At 65.6% G+C, this 18,600-nt stretch carries 20 protein-coding genes; 15 read left to right on the top strand and 5 right to left on the bottom strand.

Features of this window, described 5'->3' with window-relative positions:
• The first annotated feature begins 52 nt into the window (after positions 1-52).
• The 7 genes from AB4Y63_RS08755 (at position 53) to AB4Y63_RS08725 (ending at position 6,788) form a co-directional block, all read left to right on the top strand.
• Positions 53-1,012: an alpha-ketoacid dehydrogenase subunit beta gene (locus AB4Y63_RS08755; protein ID WP_441790760.1), complete on the top strand. Its 960-nt coding sequence runs from the start codon at positions 53-55 to the stop codon at positions 1,010-1,012.
• Positions 1,013-1,061: 49 nt separating this feature from the next.
• Positions 1,062-2,477, top strand: a complete 1,416-nt coding sequence (locus AB4Y63_RS08750) for a dihydrolipoamide acetyltransferase family protein (RefSeq protein ID WP_441790668.1) — start codon at positions 1,062-1,064, stop codon at positions 2,475-2,477.
• Positions 2,478-2,696: 219 nt separating this feature from the next.
• Entirely contained in the window at positions 2,697-3,764 is a 1,068-nt protein-coding gene (locus AB4Y63_RS08745; RefSeq protein ID WP_441790667.1) for a metal ABC transporter substrate-binding protein, read from the top strand.
• A gap of 8 nt (positions 3,765-3,772) precedes the next feature.
• Positions 3,773-4,591: a metal ABC transporter ATP-binding protein gene (locus tag AB4Y63_RS08740; protein ID WP_441790666.1), complete on the top strand. Its 819-nt coding sequence runs from the start codon at positions 3,773-3,775 to the stop codon at positions 4,589-4,591.
• Complete coding sequence (locus AB4Y63_RS08735; protein WP_441790665.1) at positions 4,592-5,563, top strand: metal ABC transporter permease; 972 nt, start codon at positions 4,592-4,594, stop codon at positions 5,561-5,563. It abuts the gene before it with no gap.
• Positions 5,563-6,369, top strand: a complete 807-nt coding sequence (locus AB4Y63_RS08730; protein WP_441790664.1) for a metal ABC transporter permease — start codon at positions 5,563-5,565, stop codon at positions 6,367-6,369. Before AB4Y63_RS08735 ends, AB4Y63_RS08730 begins: the two co-directional genes overlap by 1 nt.
• Positions 6,366-6,788 carry a Fur family transcriptional regulator gene (locus AB4Y63_RS08725; protein ID WP_441790663.1) on the top strand — a complete coding sequence of 141 codons (423 nt, stop codon included), beginning with the start codon at positions 6,366-6,368 and terminating at the stop codon, positions 6,786-6,788. Before AB4Y63_RS08730 ends, AB4Y63_RS08725 begins: the two co-directional genes overlap by 4 nt.
• Before the next feature lie 175 nt (positions 6,789-6,963).
• Here the strand turns inward: AB4Y63_RS08725 and AB4Y63_RS08720 are convergent, their stop codons facing one another.
• Positions 6,964-7,788 carry an aldo/keto reductase gene (locus AB4Y63_RS08720; RefSeq protein WP_441790662.1) on the bottom strand — a complete coding sequence of 275 codons (825 nt, stop codon included), beginning with the start codon at positions 7,786-7,788 and terminating at the stop codon, positions 6,964-6,966.
• A gap of 85 nt (positions 7,789-7,873) precedes the next feature.
• The gene (locus AB4Y63_RS08715; RefSeq protein WP_441790661.1) at positions 7,874-9,088 is read right to left on the bottom strand and encodes an MFS transporter; all 1,215 of its coding nucleotides are present in this window, start codon (positions 9,086-9,088) and stop codon (positions 7,874-7,876) included.
• 133 nt (positions 9,089-9,221) lie between these two features.
• On the opposite strand from AB4Y63_RS08715, the gene AB4Y63_RS08710 reads away from it, so the two are divergent.
• Both AB4Y63_RS08710 and AB4Y63_RS08705 read left to right on the top strand, forming a co-directional pair.
• Complete coding sequence (locus AB4Y63_RS08710; protein ID WP_441790660.1) at positions 9,222-9,677, top strand: MarR family winged helix-turn-helix transcriptional regulator; 456 nt, start codon at positions 9,222-9,224, stop codon at positions 9,675-9,677.
• Positions 9,678-9,842: 165 nt separating this feature from the next.
• On the top strand, positions 9,843-11,252 hold the full coding sequence (locus AB4Y63_RS08705) for a glutamate decarboxylase (protein ID WP_441790659.1): 1,410 nt from the start codon (positions 9,843-9,845) through the stop codon (positions 11,250-11,252).
• 26 nt (positions 11,253-11,278) lie between these two features.
• Here AB4Y63_RS08705 and AB4Y63_RS08700 read toward each other — a convergent pair whose 3' ends face one another.
• Positions 11,279-12,337, bottom strand: coding sequence for a magnesium and cobalt transport protein CorA (locus AB4Y63_RS08700; protein ID WP_441790658.1), 1,059 nt, complete (start codon positions 12,335-12,337; stop codon positions 11,279-11,281).
• A gap of 532 nt (positions 12,338-12,869) precedes the next feature.
• Here AB4Y63_RS08700 and rpmB point away from each other — a divergent pair.
• From rpmB to AB4Y63_RS08670, 6 genes are all read left to right on the top strand, one after another.
• Positions 12,870-13,106, top strand: a complete 237-nt coding sequence (gene rpmB / locus AB4Y63_RS08695) for a 50S ribosomal protein L28 (RefSeq protein WP_179579733.1) — start codon at positions 12,870-12,872, stop codon at positions 13,104-13,106.
• Entirely contained in the window at positions 13,106-13,273 is a 168-nt protein-coding gene (gene rpmG, locus AB4Y63_RS08690; RefSeq protein ID WP_066598602.1) for a 50S ribosomal protein L33, read from the top strand. Before rpmB ends, rpmG begins: the two co-directional genes overlap by 1 nt.
• 2 nt (positions 13,274-13,275) lie before the next feature.
• A complete protein-coding gene (rpsN, locus tag AB4Y63_RS08685) occupies positions 13,276-13,581 on the top strand; it encodes a 30S ribosomal protein S14 (protein ID WP_441790657.1) in 306 nt (101 codons plus the stop codon).
• A gap of 327 nt (positions 13,582-13,908) precedes the next feature.
• Positions 13,909-14,196, top strand: coding sequence for an HU family DNA-binding protein (locus AB4Y63_RS08680; RefSeq protein ID WP_441790656.1), 288 nt, complete (start codon positions 13,909-13,911; stop codon positions 14,194-14,196).
• A gap of 151 nt (positions 14,197-14,347) precedes the next feature.
• Positions 14,348-16,318: a cytochrome c oxidase assembly protein gene (locus tag AB4Y63_RS08675; RefSeq protein WP_441790655.1), complete on the top strand. Its 1,971-nt coding sequence runs from the start codon at positions 14,348-14,350 to the stop codon at positions 16,316-16,318.
• 16 nt (positions 16,319-16,334) lie between these two features.
• Complete coding sequence (locus AB4Y63_RS08670) at positions 16,335-16,847, top strand: GNAT family N-acetyltransferase (protein ID WP_441790654.1); 513 nt, start codon at positions 16,335-16,337, stop codon at positions 16,845-16,847.
• Here the strand turns inward: AB4Y63_RS08670 and AB4Y63_RS08665 are convergent.
• Positions 16,818-17,123, bottom strand: coding sequence for a hypothetical protein (locus tag AB4Y63_RS08665; protein WP_441790653.1), 306 nt, complete (start codon positions 17,121-17,123; stop codon positions 16,818-16,820). The two genes, AB4Y63_RS08670 and AB4Y63_RS08665, sit on opposite strands and share 30 nt — an antisense overlap.
• 39 nt (positions 17,124-17,162) lie before the next feature.
• On the bottom strand, positions 17,163-18,599 hold the full coding sequence (locus tag AB4Y63_RS08660) for a glycosyltransferase family 2 protein (protein WP_441790652.1): 1,437 nt from the start codon (positions 18,597-18,599) through the stop codon (positions 17,163-17,165).
• Position 18,600: the final 1 nt, after the last annotated feature.

The raw sequence follows: 18,600 nt of genomic DNA, 5'->3' as shown, positions 1-18,600 counted from the left end.
CGTGACGGCCAACGCCGCGACGGCTTCCGTTGGCACGACCACGACCCTCACCATGACGAAGGCCCTGAACACCGGCCWGCGCCWGGCGCTGCTCGACGACCCCAAGGTGTTGCTGATGGGCGAGGACATCGGCCCACTCGGCGGCGTCTTCCGGGTGACGGAAGGCCTGCACGCCGAATTCGGCGAGAAGCGCGTTCTCGACACCCCGCTGGCCGAATCCGGCATCATCGGCACCGCGATCGGCCTGGCCATGCGTGGCTTCCGTCCGGTCTGCGAGATTCAGTTCGACGGATTCGTCTTTCCCGGCTTCGACCAGATCACCAGCCAGCTGGCACGCATGCGCAACCGCCACGAGGGCGAACTGACCATGCCCATCGTCATCCGCATACCCTACGGAGGACACATCGGCTCGATCGAACACCACCAGGAGAGCCCGGAAGCGTATTTCGCGCACACCCCCGGCCTGCGCGTTGTGAGCCCGTCGAACCCGCACGATGCCTACTGGATGATGCGTGAGGCGATCGCCTCGAACGACCCCGTCATCTTCTTCGAACCGAAGAGCCGCTACTGGCCGAAGGGCGAGGTCAGCTTCGCCGAGGCCGGCGCACCGCTGCACGCCAGTCGCGTCGTGCGCGCCGGAACCGACGTCACCGTCATCGGCCACGGCGCCATGGTCAGTGTGCTGTTGCAGGCCGCCGACATCGCCGCCGCCGAGGGAATCAGCCTCGAAGTGGTCGACCTGCGCAGCCTTTCCCCGATCGACTACGGGCCGATCCTGGCCTCGGTCGAGAAGACCGGCCGCGTCGTCGTGGCGCAGGAGGCCGCCGGCTTCGTCAGCCTGGGCTCCGAGATCGCCGCCACCATTGCCGAGCGGGCCTATTACCGGCTCGAGGCACCGGTGCTGCGTGTCTCCGGCTTCGATACCCCGTTCCCGCCGGCTGCCGTGGAGACCCACTTCCTGCCGAGCCCCGACCGCGTCCTCGAGGCCGTCGATCGCGCCCTCGCCTACTGAGCGTGAGGCTTCTCATCATTCCGATTCAGAACCTCAAGAAAGGCACACTATGAGCGTGTCGAAATTCACTCTGCCGGATGTCGGGGAAGGGCTGACCGAGGCCGAGATCGTGGAATGGAAGGTCGCCCCCGGCGACACCATCACCATCAACCAGGTGCTCGTTGAGATTGAGACTGCGAAGTCGCTCGTCGAGCTGCCGTCCCCCTACGTCGGCGTGGTCGGCGAGATTCTGGTGCCGGCCGGTACCACTGTCGACGTCGGCACCCTGATCATCACGATCCTCTCCGACGCTGACGCCGACGCCGGAACGGATGCTGCGGCACCCGCTGCCACTCCCCCGGTTGCCGCACCGGCCGCCTCCGCCGAGCAGCGTGAACTCGCGCAAGCCGCCGTCGACACCTCGGACACGATCTCCGGTGAGTCGGAGTCGAAGGCACCCCAGGTGCTCGTCGGGCGCGGGAGTTCGGCGACCATGCCGACCCGGCGCATCCGTCACAACGCCGCAGCGGTCGCTCACGAATCGATGTCGCCGCCCGCCGTTGCAGCGCCAGCCGCCGCCGCCCCGATGACACCGCCACCGCCGGCCCGCCCGGCGATGTCGGCCGCCGGTGTGCTGGCCAAGCCGCCGATCCGCAAGCTGGCCAAAGATCTCGGCGTCGACCTCAGCATCGTCACCCCCACCGGCCCGATCGGTGACGTGACACGCGAAGACGTGCTGCGTGAGGCGACCCAGGTCAGCGTGTTCCGCAACATCCAGACGCCGGAGTGGCCGACCGACCGTGAAGAGCGCATCCCGGTGAAGGGCGTGCGCAAGGCGATCGCCCAGGCCATGGTGGCGAGTGCCTTCACCGCGCCGCACGTCAGCCTCTTCGTCGACGTGGACGCCACCCGCACGATGGAGTTCGTCAAGCGTCTGAAGACCTCGACCGACTTCGCCGGCGTCAAGGTGTCGCCGCTGCTGATCATGGCCAAGGCGATGATCTGGGCGGTACGCCGCAACCCCACGGTGAACGCGACGTTCACTGACGAAGAGATCATTGTGCGCCACTACGTCAACCTCGGGATCGCCGCGGCGACCCCCCGCGGGCTGATCGTTCCGAACATCAAAGAAGCACAGGACATGAGCCTGTTGCAGCTGGCCGGCGCGCTCGAGCAGCTCACCATCACCGCGCGCGACGGCAAGACCTCCCCCGCGCAGATGGCCAACGGAACCATCACCATCACGAACATCGGTGTCTTCGGCATGGACACGGGAACCCCGATCCTCAACTCGGGCGAGGCCGGAATCGTGGCCCTCGGCACGATCAAGCAGAAGCCGTGGGTTGTCGACGGCGAAGTGCGCGCGCGTTTCGTGACCACTATCGGCGCGAGTTTCGACCACCGGGTCGTTGACGGGGATGTCGCGTCGCGCTTCCTCGCCGACGTCGCGAGCATCATCGAGGAGCCGGCGCTGCTGCTCGACTAGCCCGTCAGGGGGGGGGGGGGCACGCAGCGTTCTCGCCGCCCCGCGCTTGAGCCTGTATTTCTCTCGCCGAGCTTGCGCGTTGCGGTCGAGTTTGCCCGGCACACTGGGGTAACTCGACCGGAACGCGCAAACTCGGCGGGGTGAACCCGCGCGGGGTTAGGCACGGAACGAGCGCTTATTGCTTTTGACAATCATTATCAATAGCCGTAGTTTTGCAGAGTGCCCTTCAAGAAACTCGCCGTCCCCGCCCTCGTTGCGGCCGCTCTGCTGACCCTGGCCGGCTGCGCCGGAACCACCGGAGCCGGCACCGGCGCGGGTGCCAGTGGCACCAGCGACTCGGCCGATGGCACGCTCAACGTGGTGGCCACAACGACCCAGGTCGGCGACTTCACTCGCAACATCGTCGGCGACACGGCCGGTGTGACGCTGACCCAGCTGGTCAAGCCGAACCAGAGCGCGCACAGTTTCGACCCCTCGGTCGCTGATCTGGCTGCCTTGGGCAAGGCCGACGTGCTCGTCATCAACGGCGTCGGCCTCGAAGAATGGCTCGATGACGCCATCGCCGCCTCCGGTTTCGACGGCGTCACCATCGATTCCGATGAGGGAATCGACATCGGTTCGGATGCCGCGGCGAACGACACCGCGCACGATGCCACCCACGACGAGGCCGACCAGCACGACGCTGCCGAGCACGACGCGGCTCACGACCACGCCGGCGGCAATCCGCACATCTGGACCGCCGTCGCCAACGCCGAGAGAATGGTCGGCACCATCGCCCACGGCCTTGCGCAGGCCGACTCCGCCCACGCCGCCGAGTTTGAGGCCAACGCCACGGCGTACACCGCCAAGCTCGCGACACTCGACGGCTGGATCCACTCGAACATCGACCAGGTTCCTGCCGGCGAACGTCTGCTCGTGAGCAATCACGACGCTTTCGGCTATTTCACCGCCGCCTACGGCGTGACCTATGTCGGCTCGGTCATGCCGAGCTTTGACGACAATGCCGAGCCGAGCGCCGCAGCCATCGACACCCTCGTCGCCCTGATCAAGAAGACCGGCGTGAAAGCCGTGTTCTCCGAGGCCTCGATCAACCCGAAGGCGGCAGACACCATCGCGAAAGAAGCTCAGGTGGCGGTCTACTCGGGCGACAACGCCCTCTACGGCGACTCGCTCGGCCCGGCCGGCAGCGACGGCGCCACCTACATCGCCAGCCAGCTGCACAATGTGCGCCTGATCCTCGAATCCTGGGGCGTCACGCCGAGTGCCGTTCCTGCCGAACTGAGATAGTGGACCTCGTGAACGAGACCACCCCGCGCAGCACGTCCGCGAAAGACGACCGCGGGCCGGCCGCCGCACACTCCGTCGTTCTCGCGGTGTCCCACGCCTCTTTCGCCTACGACCAGGCGCCGGCGCTGGAGGGAATCAGCTTCGACATCCGTGCCGGCGAGGCCGTGGCACTCATCGGACCGAACGGCTCCGGCAAGTCGACACTGCTCAAGGGCATCCTCGGCCTCATCGCACGCACCGCCGGCACGGTTGCCGTGCTCGGCTCCTCCCCCGCTCCGGTCGGGTCGATCGGCTACGTGCCGCAGGCCGGCGAACTCGACCCCGAATTTCCGATCACCCTCGCCCAGGTCGTGATGATGGGCCGCTATCGCTCGCTCGGCTGGCTGCGCCTGCCCGGCAAGCGTGACCGGGCGGCAGTGACCGAGGCGCTGGATGCGGTCGGTCTGGCTCACCGCGCTCACACCCGTTTCGGTGAACTCTCCGGCGGGCAGCAGCAGCGTGGACTGCTCGCGCGGGCCATCGCATCCACCCCCGGCCTGCTGCTTCTCGACGAGCCGTTCAACGGCCTCGACCAGAAGAACCGCGACGCGCTGATCGCGACGGTTGAACGGTTGAAAGCACGCGGCGTCGCGGTACTCGTCTCCACCCACGACCTCGACCTGGCCCGGGCGGTCTGCGAGTCGGTGCTTCTGCTGAACGGCACGCAGGTGGCCTTCGGCCCGCGCGACGAGGTGCTCACCCTGGCCAATGTGCAGCAGGCGTTCAAAGAGGTCGGCGTCGAGCTCGACGAGCACACCATCGTCGTGCCCGATCACGAGGGCTGCTAGTTGTTTCACGTCGCTGCCCCGCTCGCGATCCCCCTCATCGACGCGTTCAGCTACCCGTTCATGATGCGTGCGCTCATCGTGTTGCTGGTGCTCAGCGTCGTCGCCGGCGTTGTCGGTGTGCTCGTCACCCTGCGCGGCCTCGAATTCATCAGCGACGGCCTCACCCATGCGGTCTTCCCTGGCATCGCCATCGGTTTCGTCTGGGGCGGACGGGAGGGCCTCTTCGTCGGGGCGATGATCGCCGCCATTCTCGCGGCCGTCATCCTCACACTGCTGGTGCGAAAGGCCGTCTCCTCGGATGCCGCCATCGCGATCGTGCTCACCGCCATGTTCAGCGTCGGTGTCATCGTCGTCTCCCAAAACGATGACTACGCCGGCCAACTCGAGTCCCTCCTCTTCGGACGACTGCTCACGGTGACGCCGACCGAGGTCGTGCAGACCATCGTGATCGCAGTCATCGCCTTGATCCTGATCGGGCTGACGCTCAAGGAACAGGTCTTCCGCGCCTTTGACCCGGCCGGCAGCCGGGCCGGCGGGTACCGCCCGCTCGTGCTCGACCTCGTGCTGAACGTGGCGATCGCACTCGTCGTGGTCGCCGCATCCAGCGCGGTCGGAAACCTGCTCGTGCTCGCCGTGCTCATCGTTCCTGGGGCCGTCGCCCGGCTGATCACCGTGCGCCTCTGGTGGTTGTTCCCGATCGCCGCCGTCTTCGCGGCCCTCGCCAGTTGGGTCGGCCTGACGCTCGGCTTCGAAGCCTCGGTCAATGCGGGAATCGACCTGCCGAGCGGGGCCACCGTCGTGCTCGTGCTCGTCGCCGGCTACGCGGTTGCCCTGGTTGCCCGGCTCGGCATCGACCGGATGCGGCGCCGCACGACACGCACGCACGCCAGGAACGATCTCACCGTCAGCGACTCCATCGAGGTCATCGCCGGCGCCGGCAGCCGAGCCGCCCATGACGGGAAGACCATCTGATGGGCTATTTCGAGATGGCCCTGGTCGCCGCAGTCCTGATCGGCGCGCTCAGCGGACTGGTCGGCTCCCTCGTCGTGCTGCGCCAGCGCACCTTCTTCGCCCAGGCGCTCACCCACGCCACCTTTCCCGGAGCGGTTGCCGCGGCCATGCTCGGCGTCAGCATCCCGCTCGGCGCCGCAGCGGCCAGTGTGATCATCGTCGGCATCATGACTCTGATCGGCCGCACCAACCGGCAAGGCTCCCAAGTCGCCTCCGGCATTGTGCTCACGGCCGGATTCGCCCTCGGCGTGCTGCTGCAGACCCTGAATCCCTCGCTGCCCGTGCACGTCGACTCGTTTCTGATCGGGTCCATTCTCACCGTCACGACCGGCGACATCCTGCTCGTCGGCGGTGTGCTGGTGGCGGCCGTGGCGGTGCTCGTGCTCTTCGGCAAGGAGATTCTCTTCTCGACCTTCGACCGCAGCGGCTTTCGCGCCGCCGGCTACAAGGAATGGCCGATCGAACTGCTCTGCCTGGCCCTGATCACCGCGACGGTGGTCACGGCGATGCCGGCCGTCGGTGCGATCCTGGCAATCGCGCTGATCGCGGCGCCCGCGGCGGCGGCCCGGCTGCTCGTGCGCGGCCCGGTTCGCATCTTCCTGCTCGCTCCCCTGCTCGGTGCCGCATCCGGCGTGATCGGGGTGCTGCTCTCCCGCGCGCTCGACGTGGCGGCGGGGCCCGCGATCTCACTGGTGGCCGCCGGGTTCTTCCTGGTGGCGGTGGGGGTTCACTCCCTCGGACGCTTACGGTTACGGTTGAGAGCATGAAGCGAAACACCTGGCAACGTGAGGCCGTGCGCGAAGCACTCGACCACACCGAGGGGTTCGTCAGTGCTCAGGGCCTGCATTCGACGCTTCACGCCACCGGCTCCCCGATCGGCCTGGCGACGGTCTACCGCGCTCTCGCCGACCTCGCGGCCGAAGGCGACGCCGACTCCCTGCAGTCGCCAGAGGGCGAGAGCCTGTACCGGGCTTGCAGCACCAACGATCACCACCACCACCTGATCTGCCGCAACTGCGGGCTCACCATCGAGATCGAGGCGGATGCCGTCGAAACCTGGGCAAAGAACGTCGCGGCCCAGAACGGTTTCACCCAGGCCGCGCACGTCGTGGACGTGTTCGGTCTCTGTGCGGCGTGCACGGCTGCTGCTGCAGCCCCGGATTCCGCGCCGCCCGCCGCTTCCTGACCCGCGCTGCTCCCTGACCATCCCGGTGATCGAGCTTGTCGAGATCCGGCGAGCCAGTCTTCAGACCCGACCCGGCTTCAGGGGTCGGGTCGCGAGGTCTCGACAAGCTCGACCAACGGACCCGTGATCGTGTGAACGCGACGATCGACGACTCGTCGGCGGGCTCTGTCGCCGGCTACCCGTTGAAGGTCGCGGGATGCGGGCCGGTACGGCCGTCGCGCTCGAGCCCGTAGACGGCCGCGAGGTCGACATCCGTCAGCTCGAAGGAGAACAGGTCGAGGTTCTCCCGGATGCGCGTCGCGGTGACCGATTTCGGGATCACCACGCGCCCCTGCTGCAGATGCCAACGCAGCACCACCTGTGCCGGAGTGCGGTGCACGCGCTCGGCGATCGCCACGATAACGGGGTCGGCGAGCACCGCACCCTGAGCCAGCGGGCTCCACGCTTCGGTCACGATGCCGTGCGCCGCGTTGAACTCCTGCACGTCACGCTGTTGCAGGGCTGGGTGCAGTTCGATCTGATTGACGGCGGGCACGGTGCCGCCGAGGTCGAGGATGCGCTGCAGCTGGTCTGGCAGGAAGTTGGAGACGCCGATGGCCCGCACCCGCCCCTCGGCGTAGAGCGTTTCGAGCGCCCGCCAGGTGTCGAGGTAGCGATCGCTCGCCGGCGCCGGCCAGTGGATCAGAAACAGGTCGACCGAGTCGAGGCCGAGCTTCGCCAGGCTCGCGTCGAAGCCGGCTAGGGCGCTGTCGTAACCCTGGTCGCTGTTCCACAGCTTGGTGGTCACGAAGAGCTCCGAGCGGGCGATTCCGGATGAGGCAATCGCGCGCCCGACGCCCGCCTCATTGCCGTAGATGGCCGCGGTGTCGATGCTGCGGTAGCCGGCGGCGAGGGCCCGGCTGACGGCGGTGGTCGTCTCGGCGTCCGGCACCTGGAAGACGCCGAATCCGAGCTGTGGAATCTCAACGCCGTTGTTCAGGGTGAGGGTGGGGACAGACATGATGCTCCTTGCGGGTTGTGAGGGTAAATGCGTGAAACGTAGCGAAACGTGGCGAGGCGAAGGCGAGGGTGGAAGCAGAAGCGGGCTACTCGGCGAACTCCGGCACCGCCACCGGCGCCGGCGCGGACAGCGGCGACACCGAACGCCGAGACGCCGCGTTCGCCCGCAGCATCGCCCCGCCCAGCAGTACAACGGCCGCGGCGGTGACCGCCGCGCCGGCCCAGATCGGCGAGGTGTAGCCGAGTCCGGCGGCGATCGTCAGTCCGCCGAGCCAGGCGCCGAGGGCGTTGCCGAGGTTGAACGCGGCGATGTTGGCCCCTGAGGCGAGCGTCGGCGCATCCTGAGCCTGTCGCATCACCCGCATCTGCAGACCGGGCACGGTACCGAAGCCGAATGACCCCATCAGCACGAGTACGATGACAGTCATCACCGGGTTCTGGGCGGTGAGTGCGAAGACGACCAGGATGACGACGAGGCCGCCGAGCAGCACGATCAACGTCGTGTCGAGGGAGCGATCGGCCGCCTTGCCTCCGACGATGTTGCCGATCACGAGGCCGATGCCGAAGAGGATCAGCAGCCACGGCACGGCGCCCGCGGAGAAGCCCGTCACCTCGGTGAGCGTGAAGGCGATGTAGGTGAAGGCACCGAACATTCCGCCGTAGCCGAGCACCGTCACGCCGAGCGACAGCCAGACCTGGGGCGATCTGAAGACACGCAACTCGTTGCCGAGGCTGCGTGTGCCGGCCGCAGCGGCAGCGGTGCGCGGGATGAAGACGAGCAGTCCGATCAGCGCAATCACGCCGATGAGCGTGATTGCGAAGAACGTGGACCGCCAGCCGGCGGCCTGACCGAGCAGCGTGCCGAACGGAACGCCGAGCACATTGGCGGCGGTGAGTCCGGTGAACATGATGGCGATCGCGCCGGCCTTCTTGTTCTCCGGGACGAGGCTCGCGGCGACGACCGAGCCGATTCCGAAGAACGAGCCATGGCAGAGTGCCGCGATGATGCGGCCGAGCAACATGATCTCGTAGGTCGGCGCGAGTGCCGAGACGAGGTTGCCGAGGATGAAGAGCACCATCAGCCAGGCCAGCACCTTCTTGCGGTTGAACCGGTTGACCGCGGCCGTCAGGAGTAAGGCGCCGACGACGACGCTGAGCGCATAGCCGGTGATCAGCCAGCCGGCCGCTGTCGGATCGACGGCAAAATCAGCGGCGACCTCGGGCAGCAACCCCATGATGATGAATTCGGTGAGTCCGATTCCGAACCCGCCGATGGCGAGTGCAATGAGACCTAATGGCATTGAGAAAACCTCGTGAGTTCTGTTCAGAAACGCAAAGAACGCGTACGCTGTTAGTTGCAGACGCGTGGTTAATAGTTGCACGCGCGTTCTAAATGCGCAAGCAACGATATTTTGCGATCTCTGGAGGGTGAACATGGGCATCGAAGACACCGCCGTCGAAGTGCGGGCCCAAGGCTGGCGCACGCTGGCCGCATTGCACGCGGCCATCGAGGCCGATCTGGAGCGCGCACTGCAGCGCGAGGCCGACCTCTCGGTGGTCGAGTACACGGTGCTCGATGCCCTCGGCCGCCAAGACGGCTGGCACATGCGGATGCAGCAGCTCGCGCGGGCGAGCGCCCTGTCGAGCAGCGCGACGACGCGCCTGGTCAACCGGCTCGAAGACCGGGGACTGCTCACGCGCATCCTCTGCCTCGACGACCGCCGAGGGATCTATACCGAGCTGACGGCACTCGGTCATGAGCTGGTCGAGAAGGTGCGACCGATCCACGACGCCGCCCTCGCACAATCACTCGACGCAGCTCAGCAGATTCCCGAGCTGGCTCCCCTCGTCGAGGCTTTGCATCGCACGACGGAGCCTCAGCCCGCCTAACCCGCGCCGTTCAGGGCGCGGTATCGCCCAGATCGGGCGAGCGCGAGCGGTAGCCCTCGCTTTCGCGGGCGGTCGGTGGCAGGGTCGAATTAAACGGCCTGTGCACGACGCACCTGAGCGAGTAGGCGCGACTCGGCACGACCCCTGCCTCGAAGGGACCCGCGCATGACACCTCCAGACTCGACGGGATCGACAGCTCCGACAGGAACGTCAGCTCCGACGGGCTCGGCCCCGGCTTTCCGCCGCCCGCCCAGCGCTACCGCATCCCATCGGCACAGCATCTCGGACACCGGGATGGAGGCGGAGGCGGCGTACCACCTCGTCCACGACGAGACCATGCTCGATGGCAATGCGCGCCTCAACTTGGCGACCTTCGTGAGCACCTGGATGGACGACTACGCCGACAAGATCTACGCCGAGTCGTATGACAAGAACATGATCGACAAAGACGAGTACCCGCAGACGGCGGCCATCGAAGACAACTGCTGGCGAATGATCGCCGGTCTCTGGAATTGTCCCGACGTCGCGAAAACGATCGGAACCTCGACCATCGGCTCGTCAGAAGCCTGCATGCTTGGCGGGCTCGCCCTCAAGCGGCGATGGCAGCTCGCCCGGCATGCAGTCGGCAAACCGACCGGTCTGCCGAACCTGATCATGAGCAGCGCCGTGCAGGTGGTCTGGGAGAAATTCTGCAACTACTGGGATGTCGAGGCGCGCTACGTGCCGATCAGCGCGGAGCATCCGGTGCTCGACGGCCACGACCTCGACCGGTACGTCGACGAGAACACGATCGGCGTCGTCGCCATCATGGGCCAGACCTACACCGGAGCCTACGAGCCGGTGCAGCAGATCGCCGCCGCCCTCGACGCGATCCAGGCGAAGACCGGCTACGACGTGCCGATCCACGTCGACGGGGCATCCGGTGCCATGATCGCGCCGTTCTTGCAGCCCGACCTGGTCTGGGACTTCCGGATTGAACGGGTGCATTCGATCAGCACCTCCGGCCACAAATACGGTCTGGTCTACCCGGGTCTCGGCTGGGTGGTCTGGCGCACCGCCGACTGCCTTCCCGCCGACCTCATCTTCAACGTCAGCTATCTCGGCGGCAGCATGCCGACCCTGGCCCTCAACTTCTCCCGGCCCGGCGCCCAAGTACTGCTGCAGTACTACCTCTTCTTGCACCTCGGGCGCGAGGGCTACCGGGCGATTCAGCAGGCGTCACAGGATGTCGCGCTCTATTTGTCGGGAGGAATCGGCGAAATCGACGCGTTCGAGCTGGTCAGCGATGGCTCAGACCTCCCGGTCTTCGCGTGGAAGCAGAAGGAGGGGCACACCGACAAGTGGAATCTCTACCATCTGTCTGACCGGCTGAGGATGAAGGGCTGGCAGGTTCCCGCCTATCCAATGCCGGCCGACCTCGAGGAGCTGACCGTGCAGCGGATTGTGGTGCGGAACGGGCTGAGCATGGATATCGCGCAGGATCTGCTGGCCGACATCGTCGAAGAGACCGCCTACCTCGAGGCGCTCGAGTCGCCGATGCCGGTCGAAGGGCCGACAGCCGGGTTCCACCACTAGCCGCTCCCCCGCTCCCCCGGTCGCAGCTAGAGCCAGCGATTGCGCTTGAAAATGAGCCACAGGCCGCCGCCCATGACGGCCATCGCCGCCACGGCGAGTGGGTAGCCGAACTGCCAGTGCAGTTCGGGCATGTCGTCGAAGTTCATTCCATAGACGGTGCCGATGAGGGTCGGTGCAAAGAGAATCGCCGCCCACGACGAGATCCGCTTCACTTCTTCGCCTTGCGCCAGGCTCGTCTCGGAGAGCCTCCTCGTCTCCTCGTTCTGTTCGAGGCTGGCCTCCGAAAGACGACGCATCTCGTCGTTCTGGCGTTGCGTTGTCAGCGTGGAGTGAACCGTCAGTGCATTCTGCAGGAGGATCCGAAAGTTGTCGGCCTGCTCTGAGATGCGCAGCACGTGATCGAGAACGTCCCGGAGCGAGCGCTGGAGTTCCTCGTTGACGTTGTACTTGTCTGAGCCGCGCCGGAGCGCCTCAAGCATGCCAACGAGCGGGCGGGTAGCGCGCTGGAACGCGGTCACCTCGCCGAGCAGCCCGTAAATGCGCCGCGAGACCTCGGTATCGCCCCCGAAGAGCTGGTCTTCGATCTCGTCGATGTCATTCTCGATGCCGGCGATGACCGGTGCGTACTGGTCGACGACTTCGTCCATGATCGCGTAGAGCACGGCTTCGGGACCGAGTCCCAGCAGCTCGGGATGCGCCTCCATCCTGCGGCGCACGGCAACGAGGTCGGGCGACTCGGCATGCCGGATCGTCACGACGAACCCCGGGCCGACGAAGACATGAAGCTCGCCGAACTCGACTTCTTCCCGCGCGTCCACGTAGCGGGCGGGCCGCAGCACGACGAACAATGTCTCGCCGTACCGCTCGAGCTTCGCACGCTGGTGACCCTTGAGCGCATCTTCGACGGCGAGCGGATGCAGCCCGAACTCCTCGGCAACCGAGTAGAGCTCCTGGGGACTCGGGCGATAGAGCCCGATCCAGGCCATTCCACTCCGGGTCCGGGTGGCGTTGTAGGTGGCTTCGAGGGTGTCGAGATTTTCGGTGCGTCGTCCGTTGACGTACACGCCGTTGTCGATCAGAGTCATGGCGGTTCCTGTTGTCAGCTCCGCCCGCAAGGGGGTGAGGAGCGTGCCAGGGCGCGGAGTTCTGCCCCGCGCCAACGAGTAGTGAGCTGTGCACACTGACCGCCGGGCACCGGCAACCGAAAACCTCAGGCCGAGGCTGGCTCCGTGACCGCGCGTACAGGTGCACAGAATCTATGACTGTCCATCAGCTGGTCACCTCTTCTCGCTTGCCCACGGCATCCGTTGTGCCCGCGGCGCGCGGGGCAACAGGAAGACGACCATCGCGATCGCCTGTACAAGTATGACCCCGTGAGCGAGCGCCTGACGCCGGGAGTGAGCGGATGACCGCTCCCCCGCCCCCTGGCCGCCGTCGCCGGTTTGCGCGACACGCCCGGAGCGCGTAATGTTGACCCCTGCTGCGCATATCTGTGCGTGCATTGCGGACAACGCATCCCCTCCTTTTTCAAGTTCTGCTTGACCGAGTGAGTGGGCGCCTGTTCGCCGACAAGAGATCTTGGGAAGGGCATTCGCCCTTCGGTATTGGAGGAGAACCATGGCAGCAACTTGCCAGGTGACCGGAGCCGTTCCCGGCTTTGGACACAACATTTCGCACTCGCACCGACGCACCAAGCGTCGTTTCGACCCGAACATCCAGAAGAAGACGTACTTTGTTCCGTCGCTTCGCCGCAGCGTCACGCTGCAGCTTTCGGCTAAGGGAATCAAGGTTATTGATGCTCGTGGCATTGAGTCGGTCGTCAAGGACCTGCTCGCACGTGGGGAGAAAATCTAATGGCTAAAGCTCAGGACGTACGTCCGATCATCAAGCTGCGTTCGACGGCCGGCACCGGTTACACCTACGTGACCAAGAAGAACCGTCGCAACAACCCCGACCGCCTCGTGCTCAAGAAGTACGATCCCGTAGTGCGCAAGCACGTTGACTTCCGTGAGGAGCGCTAAACATGGCGAAGAAGAGCAAAATTGCCAAGAACGAACAGCGCAAGGTGATCGTCGCACGTTGGGCCACCAAGCGTCTTGAGCTGAAGAAGGCTCTCGTCGACCCGAACGGAACCGACGAGTCCCGCGAAGCTGCACGCCTCGGCCTGCAGAAGCTCCCCCGCGACGCTTCGCCGGTACGCCTGCGCAACCGCGACGCGGTTGACGGTCGTCCCCGTGGTCACCTCAGCAAGTTCGGCATCTCGCGCGTTCGTTTCCGCGACATGGCGCACAAGGGTGAACTGCCGGGCATCACGAAGTCCAGCTGGTAACTTGCGCTGACGTTCGCCTCGCGAACTGTGGCATTGGGTAACCAGATGCATTCCGAAAAGGGATGCCGACACTGTCGGCATCCCTTTTCGTTTTAAGGGTTCTCATGCATCGGATTGACGGCGCTCTGACGGTGCTTTGTCAGCCCGGAGCGTAATTGTCGCGAAACGCCGGGCCAAATGACCAAAAAACGCCGGAAATACGCGGAACTTGGCCGAAATCTGCTAGATTCAACGCGGTCGAACCGACCAACGGAGTCGCTCCTTCGGAGCGTCGACCGCCTCACGAAATAGCTGTTTATACAGACGAAGGTCCGAGGAGGACACTCAATGGCTGACAAGTCGCTGAACAAGACCGAGCTCGTTGCCAAGGTTGCCGCTGACTCCGGACAGAGCCAGACTGCAGTTGACAGCGTTCTGAACGCATTCTTCGCAGCCCTCGCCGAAACCGTTGCAAACGACGGCAAGGTCACCATCCCGGGCTGGCTCGGAGTTGAGCGCACGGCTACCGCCGCTCGCACCGGCCGCAACCCGCAGACCGGTGAAGAGATCGCGATCGCCGCTGGCCACCGCGTCAAGCTCACCGCCGGCAGCAAGCTCAAGGCTGCAGCAAAGTAGTCTTCAACTACTCAGTCAGAGGGCGTCGACTTCGGTCGGCGCCTTCTGCCGTTTAACCGGATGTTTCGCCTCGTGTTCGCCGGAGCATCCGCCTACTCTGCCCTGTGTTCGACCGGGCTTTCGCCCAGTGCGGGACGGTTAGGCTTGAGAGGTGCTCCGTCTCGTTCGCATCATCGGTCCAGCCGTTCTCGTGTTGGCCGCTGTGCTGTCAACCCTTGCGGGATTGTCGTTCGGGGGTGGTGCCGCCGCCCAGCTGCTGGCCGACCCGGGTCCCGTCGTGCGCTGGGGTCTCCCGATCGCCCGGCTCCTGGTGAACATCGGGGCGGCCGGCATGATCGGTGCACTCGTGCTGACCTGTTTCGCGCTGAGCCCGAAGGAACGCGAGTTCAACACGGCGCTTGACTTCGCCGCGGCCTCCGCGGCGTTCTTCACCGTCGCAGCCGCCGTCACCGGTTTCTTCACCATGCTCCAGGTCACGAACGTTCCGCTCAGTTTCGATGACCGGTTCAGTTCGACCGCCGGGCAGTTCTTCACCCAGATCGCGCTCGGACAAGCCTGGCTGATCACCACCCTGATCGGGGCGGCAATCACCGTTCTCTGCTTCGCTGTGCGCAACCAGACGGCGCTGGTGTTCGTCACCATCTTCTCGGCTGTCGCGCTGCTCCCGATGGCACAGCAGGGTCACTCCGCTGAGGCGTCCGGTCACAACGCCGCGGTCACCGCGCTCTCCCTGCACCTTCTCTTCGCCGCGATCTGGTTGGGCGGACTGCTCACGATCGTCATGCTGCGCAAGCAGTTGGGCGACAAGCGCCTCATCGTCGTGCTCGGCCGCTATTCGAGCGTCGCCCTGGTCTGTTTCATCGTTGTAGCGGCATCGGGCTACATCAGCGCCGAACTGCGCCTCGGAACCTTCGACAAGCTGCTCACCCCCTATGGCATTCTTGTGCTGACCAAGGTTGCGGTTCTGCTCATTCTCGGATGCTTCGGCGTGGTGCAGCGGCGGTTCTTCATCGACCGGATGCAGCGCGCCCAGCAGGCGGTCGCTCCCTGGTTCTGGTGGCTGGTTGTGGCTGAGCTCGGCTTCATGGGCATCGCCTCGGGCGTGGCTGCGGCACTGGCCCGGACGGCGACGCCGGTCGTGCAGGTCGCCACGACCGAAATCCCCACCTCGACGCCCGCTCAGCTACTGACCGGCAGCCTGCTGCCGCCACCGCTCACCTTCGAGCGTTACTTCACCGAATGGAACATCGACCTGCTCTGGGTGTTGTTCTGCGCATTCGGCATCTTCTTCTATCTCGCCGGCGTTCGGCGATTGCGTAAGCGCGGCGACAAGTGGTCGGTTCTCCGCACCATCTCCTGGGTGCTCGGCATGATCACGCTGTTCTACATCACCAACGGCGGCGTCAACGTCTACCAGCAGTACCTCTTCTCGACCCACATGCTCTCGCACATGGCGTTGACGATGATGGTGCCGGTCCTGCTCGTTCCCGGCGCCCCCGTCACGCTGGCGGCCCGTGCCATCGCCAAGCGTAAAGACGGAAGTCGCGGCCCCCGCGAGTGGATTCTGCTCACCGTGCACTCGAAGGTGGCCGGCATCCTGGCCAACCCCTTCGTCGCAGCGCTGCTCTTCGTCGGGTCGCTCTGGGTGTTCTACTACACGCCGATTTTCAGCTGGGCGACCACGGATCACCTCGGGCACGAGTGGATGGTGGTGCACTTCCTGATCACCGGCTACCTGTTCGTGCAGTCGCTGATCGGCATCGACCCGGTTCCCTACCGGTTGCCGTACGCGTTCCGGTTGCTGCTTCTGCTCGGCACGATGGCCTTCCACGCCTTCTTCGGCCTGGCCATCATGACCGGCACCGGCCTGATGCTGGCCGATTGGTATGGCGCAATGGGCTGGGGGAACGACGCCCTCGCCGACCAGCAAATGGGCGGCGGCATCGCCTGGAGCGTGGGCGAGATCCCGACCATCGCGCTGGCGATCGCCGTGGCGATCCAGTGGAGCCGGAGCGACGAGAAAGAAACCAAGCGACTCGACCGCAACGCCGACCGCACCGGTGATGCCGAGTTGAACGAATACAACGCGCAGCTCGCCCGCCTGGCCGCTCACGACCGCTAGAGAGCGGCTGACGGCCATGCTCACCGCCGACGCGGCGTCGATTCGCCCGTATGAGTCGACGGATGCCCGCGCAACGCGAGACGTGTTCCTGCGGGCTGTGCGCGTGACGGCGAGCACGGACTACACGCCCGCGCAACTCGCCGCGTGGGCACCGTCCGACATCGACCTGGACGCCTGGGCCGCGAAGCGGGGGAGTGCCGGCACCGTCGTTGCGACGGTGCACGATCGGGTCGTTGGTTTCACCGACTGTGATGACGACGGCTACATCGACATGATGTTCGTCGACCCCGAAGTTGCCCGTCGCGGGGTCGCATCCGCCCTTCTGGAGCATCTCAGGGCCAGAGCGACCTCTCGCGGAGTCGTTGCCCTGACGACGCATGCGAGCGTGACCGCGCGCGCCTTTTTCGAAGCGCACGGCTTCACCGTGACCGCGACGCGCCAACCGGTCGTGCGCGGTGTGCAGCTGACCAACTTTGCGATGCGCTGCCCGCTTGCGGGGTCAGCCCCGGTCAGTGTGCTTGATCGGTAGTTCGTCGGGCTGCACAGGCGCGGATCGCCGGAAGGAGAACCATCGAGGAGCCGGTTTGACCGTCAACGGGGCATCCGGGTAGATGCTGCGGGTGGCGGCGCGACGGCTGGAACCTGAAAACCAGTCGGCAACGTAGATCTTGGGGAGGATTTTCGCGAGCGACAGGGCGCAATAGATCACCGTGTTGATCGCGACGAATGCCGCAAAATGGGCGAACAGCGGTGTGCTGAGGAATGACGTCGGCAGCAAGATGCCTGCCGGGACCAGGAGATTCATCGGCGGGCCTCACTCTCGGGCGTTGTCGGTCGAATGGAGTCAGGCACCGGGGTTCTCCTGCGCGGAGAGCTGGTGCGCGACGTGGTCCCAGGATGCCTGGCGACCGAGCGTGATATCGATGATTCCCTTGACATAGACGAGGTTGAGGAACATGTCGAAGAGCAATTCAGGCAGGATCAGCACCGCGAGCAGTCGCGCCCGCCAACCGCCCTTCCAGACCGTCACAACGCGCTCCACCAGGAACACGGTGCCGAGGCCCAGCCAGAACGGGAACCACACCCAGTCGTCGACGGCCAGCGCGGTGATCGCCATCAGCAGCAGAAACGCGGTCAGCGCGATCACGCTGTAGCCGATGCCGAGCTGCTGCGCCCAATACCGCAGGGTCGCCAGAGTCATTCCGTACGCGCCGATGTTTTCGAGCGCCCCACGCTGCCAGCGCAGTCGTTGCTTCCAGAGGGCTCCGGGGGTGGGCATGAGCTCGGTCACGACCGTGCAATCGGCCGGTGAGGTCATCAAGGCGCCCAGCGACTTCAACGCGATGGTGAGTTCGTTGTCTTCGGTGAGCGCGGCGGTGTCGTAAACGTCTCCTGGCCGGCCCGGAATTGTCACGCCGCGTCGCTCTGCGATCGTGCGGAGCGCGGTCGGACGAAACATCGACGCGGTGCCGGTGAGCACGAAAACACGCCCACGGCGCCGCGCGATTTCGCGCGAGTAGCGCAGATACTCGTTGCGTTGGAGCTGGCCGAGAAGGCCGAATCCCTCTTCGCCGTAGAAGAGTCCGCCGACCGCCATCAGGGCACGGTCGTAGGTGAACCGAGCCACGGCGGCTTCCAGAAATCCGTCATCGAGCGTGGTGTCGGCATCCATTACCATGACAATGTCATTGTCGCCCTGGCCGGGAAGAATCTGTGCGAGAGCCTGATTGAGCGCGCCCGCCTTCTTGTCGGTGTTCCCCACCGACTCGATGACCTCGACCCCGTGCTGCCGGGCGAGGGCGACGGTCGCGTCGGTGCAATTGTCGGCGACGACGATGACGCGTTCCGGCCGGTGAGACTGGGCGTCGAGTGACGAGAGCGTCAACGGCAGTGACACTTCCTCGTTGTGCGCGGGAATCAGAACCGTGACGGTCACCTCGCCTGCGAACGTGCCACGGGTTGACGCCATGATGATCTTGGGCGCGAGCGGGGTGGCATGCATGTTGATCGAGCGGCGCGACTTGTTGGTCGCACGCCGCTCCAGCAGGGCAATGCCGATTGCGAAGAAAGCAGCCAGTGCGACGGCGGCGAGAATCAGTCGCGGTGCGGGAGCAATCGGGTCATAGAACACCTGCCACACCCCGAACAGGGTTGCAATGGTGGGCGCCTCACCGTTTTGCGGGGCGCTTGAGCCGACCACCGCCCAGAGCGCGACCGCAGCAGCAATCGCCGCCGTCGCGATGACAATGCCGACCGATCGTCGTAACCAGTTCGCCCCCACA

This window comes from Leifsonia sp. YAF41, assembly GCF_052113185.1.
GTDB lineage: Bacteria > Actinomycetota > Actinomycetes > Actinomycetales > Microbacteriaceae > Cryobacterium.
The sequence above is the reverse complement of the archived record's forward strand: the minus strand, read 5'-3'. Positions and strand labels throughout refer to the sequence as shown.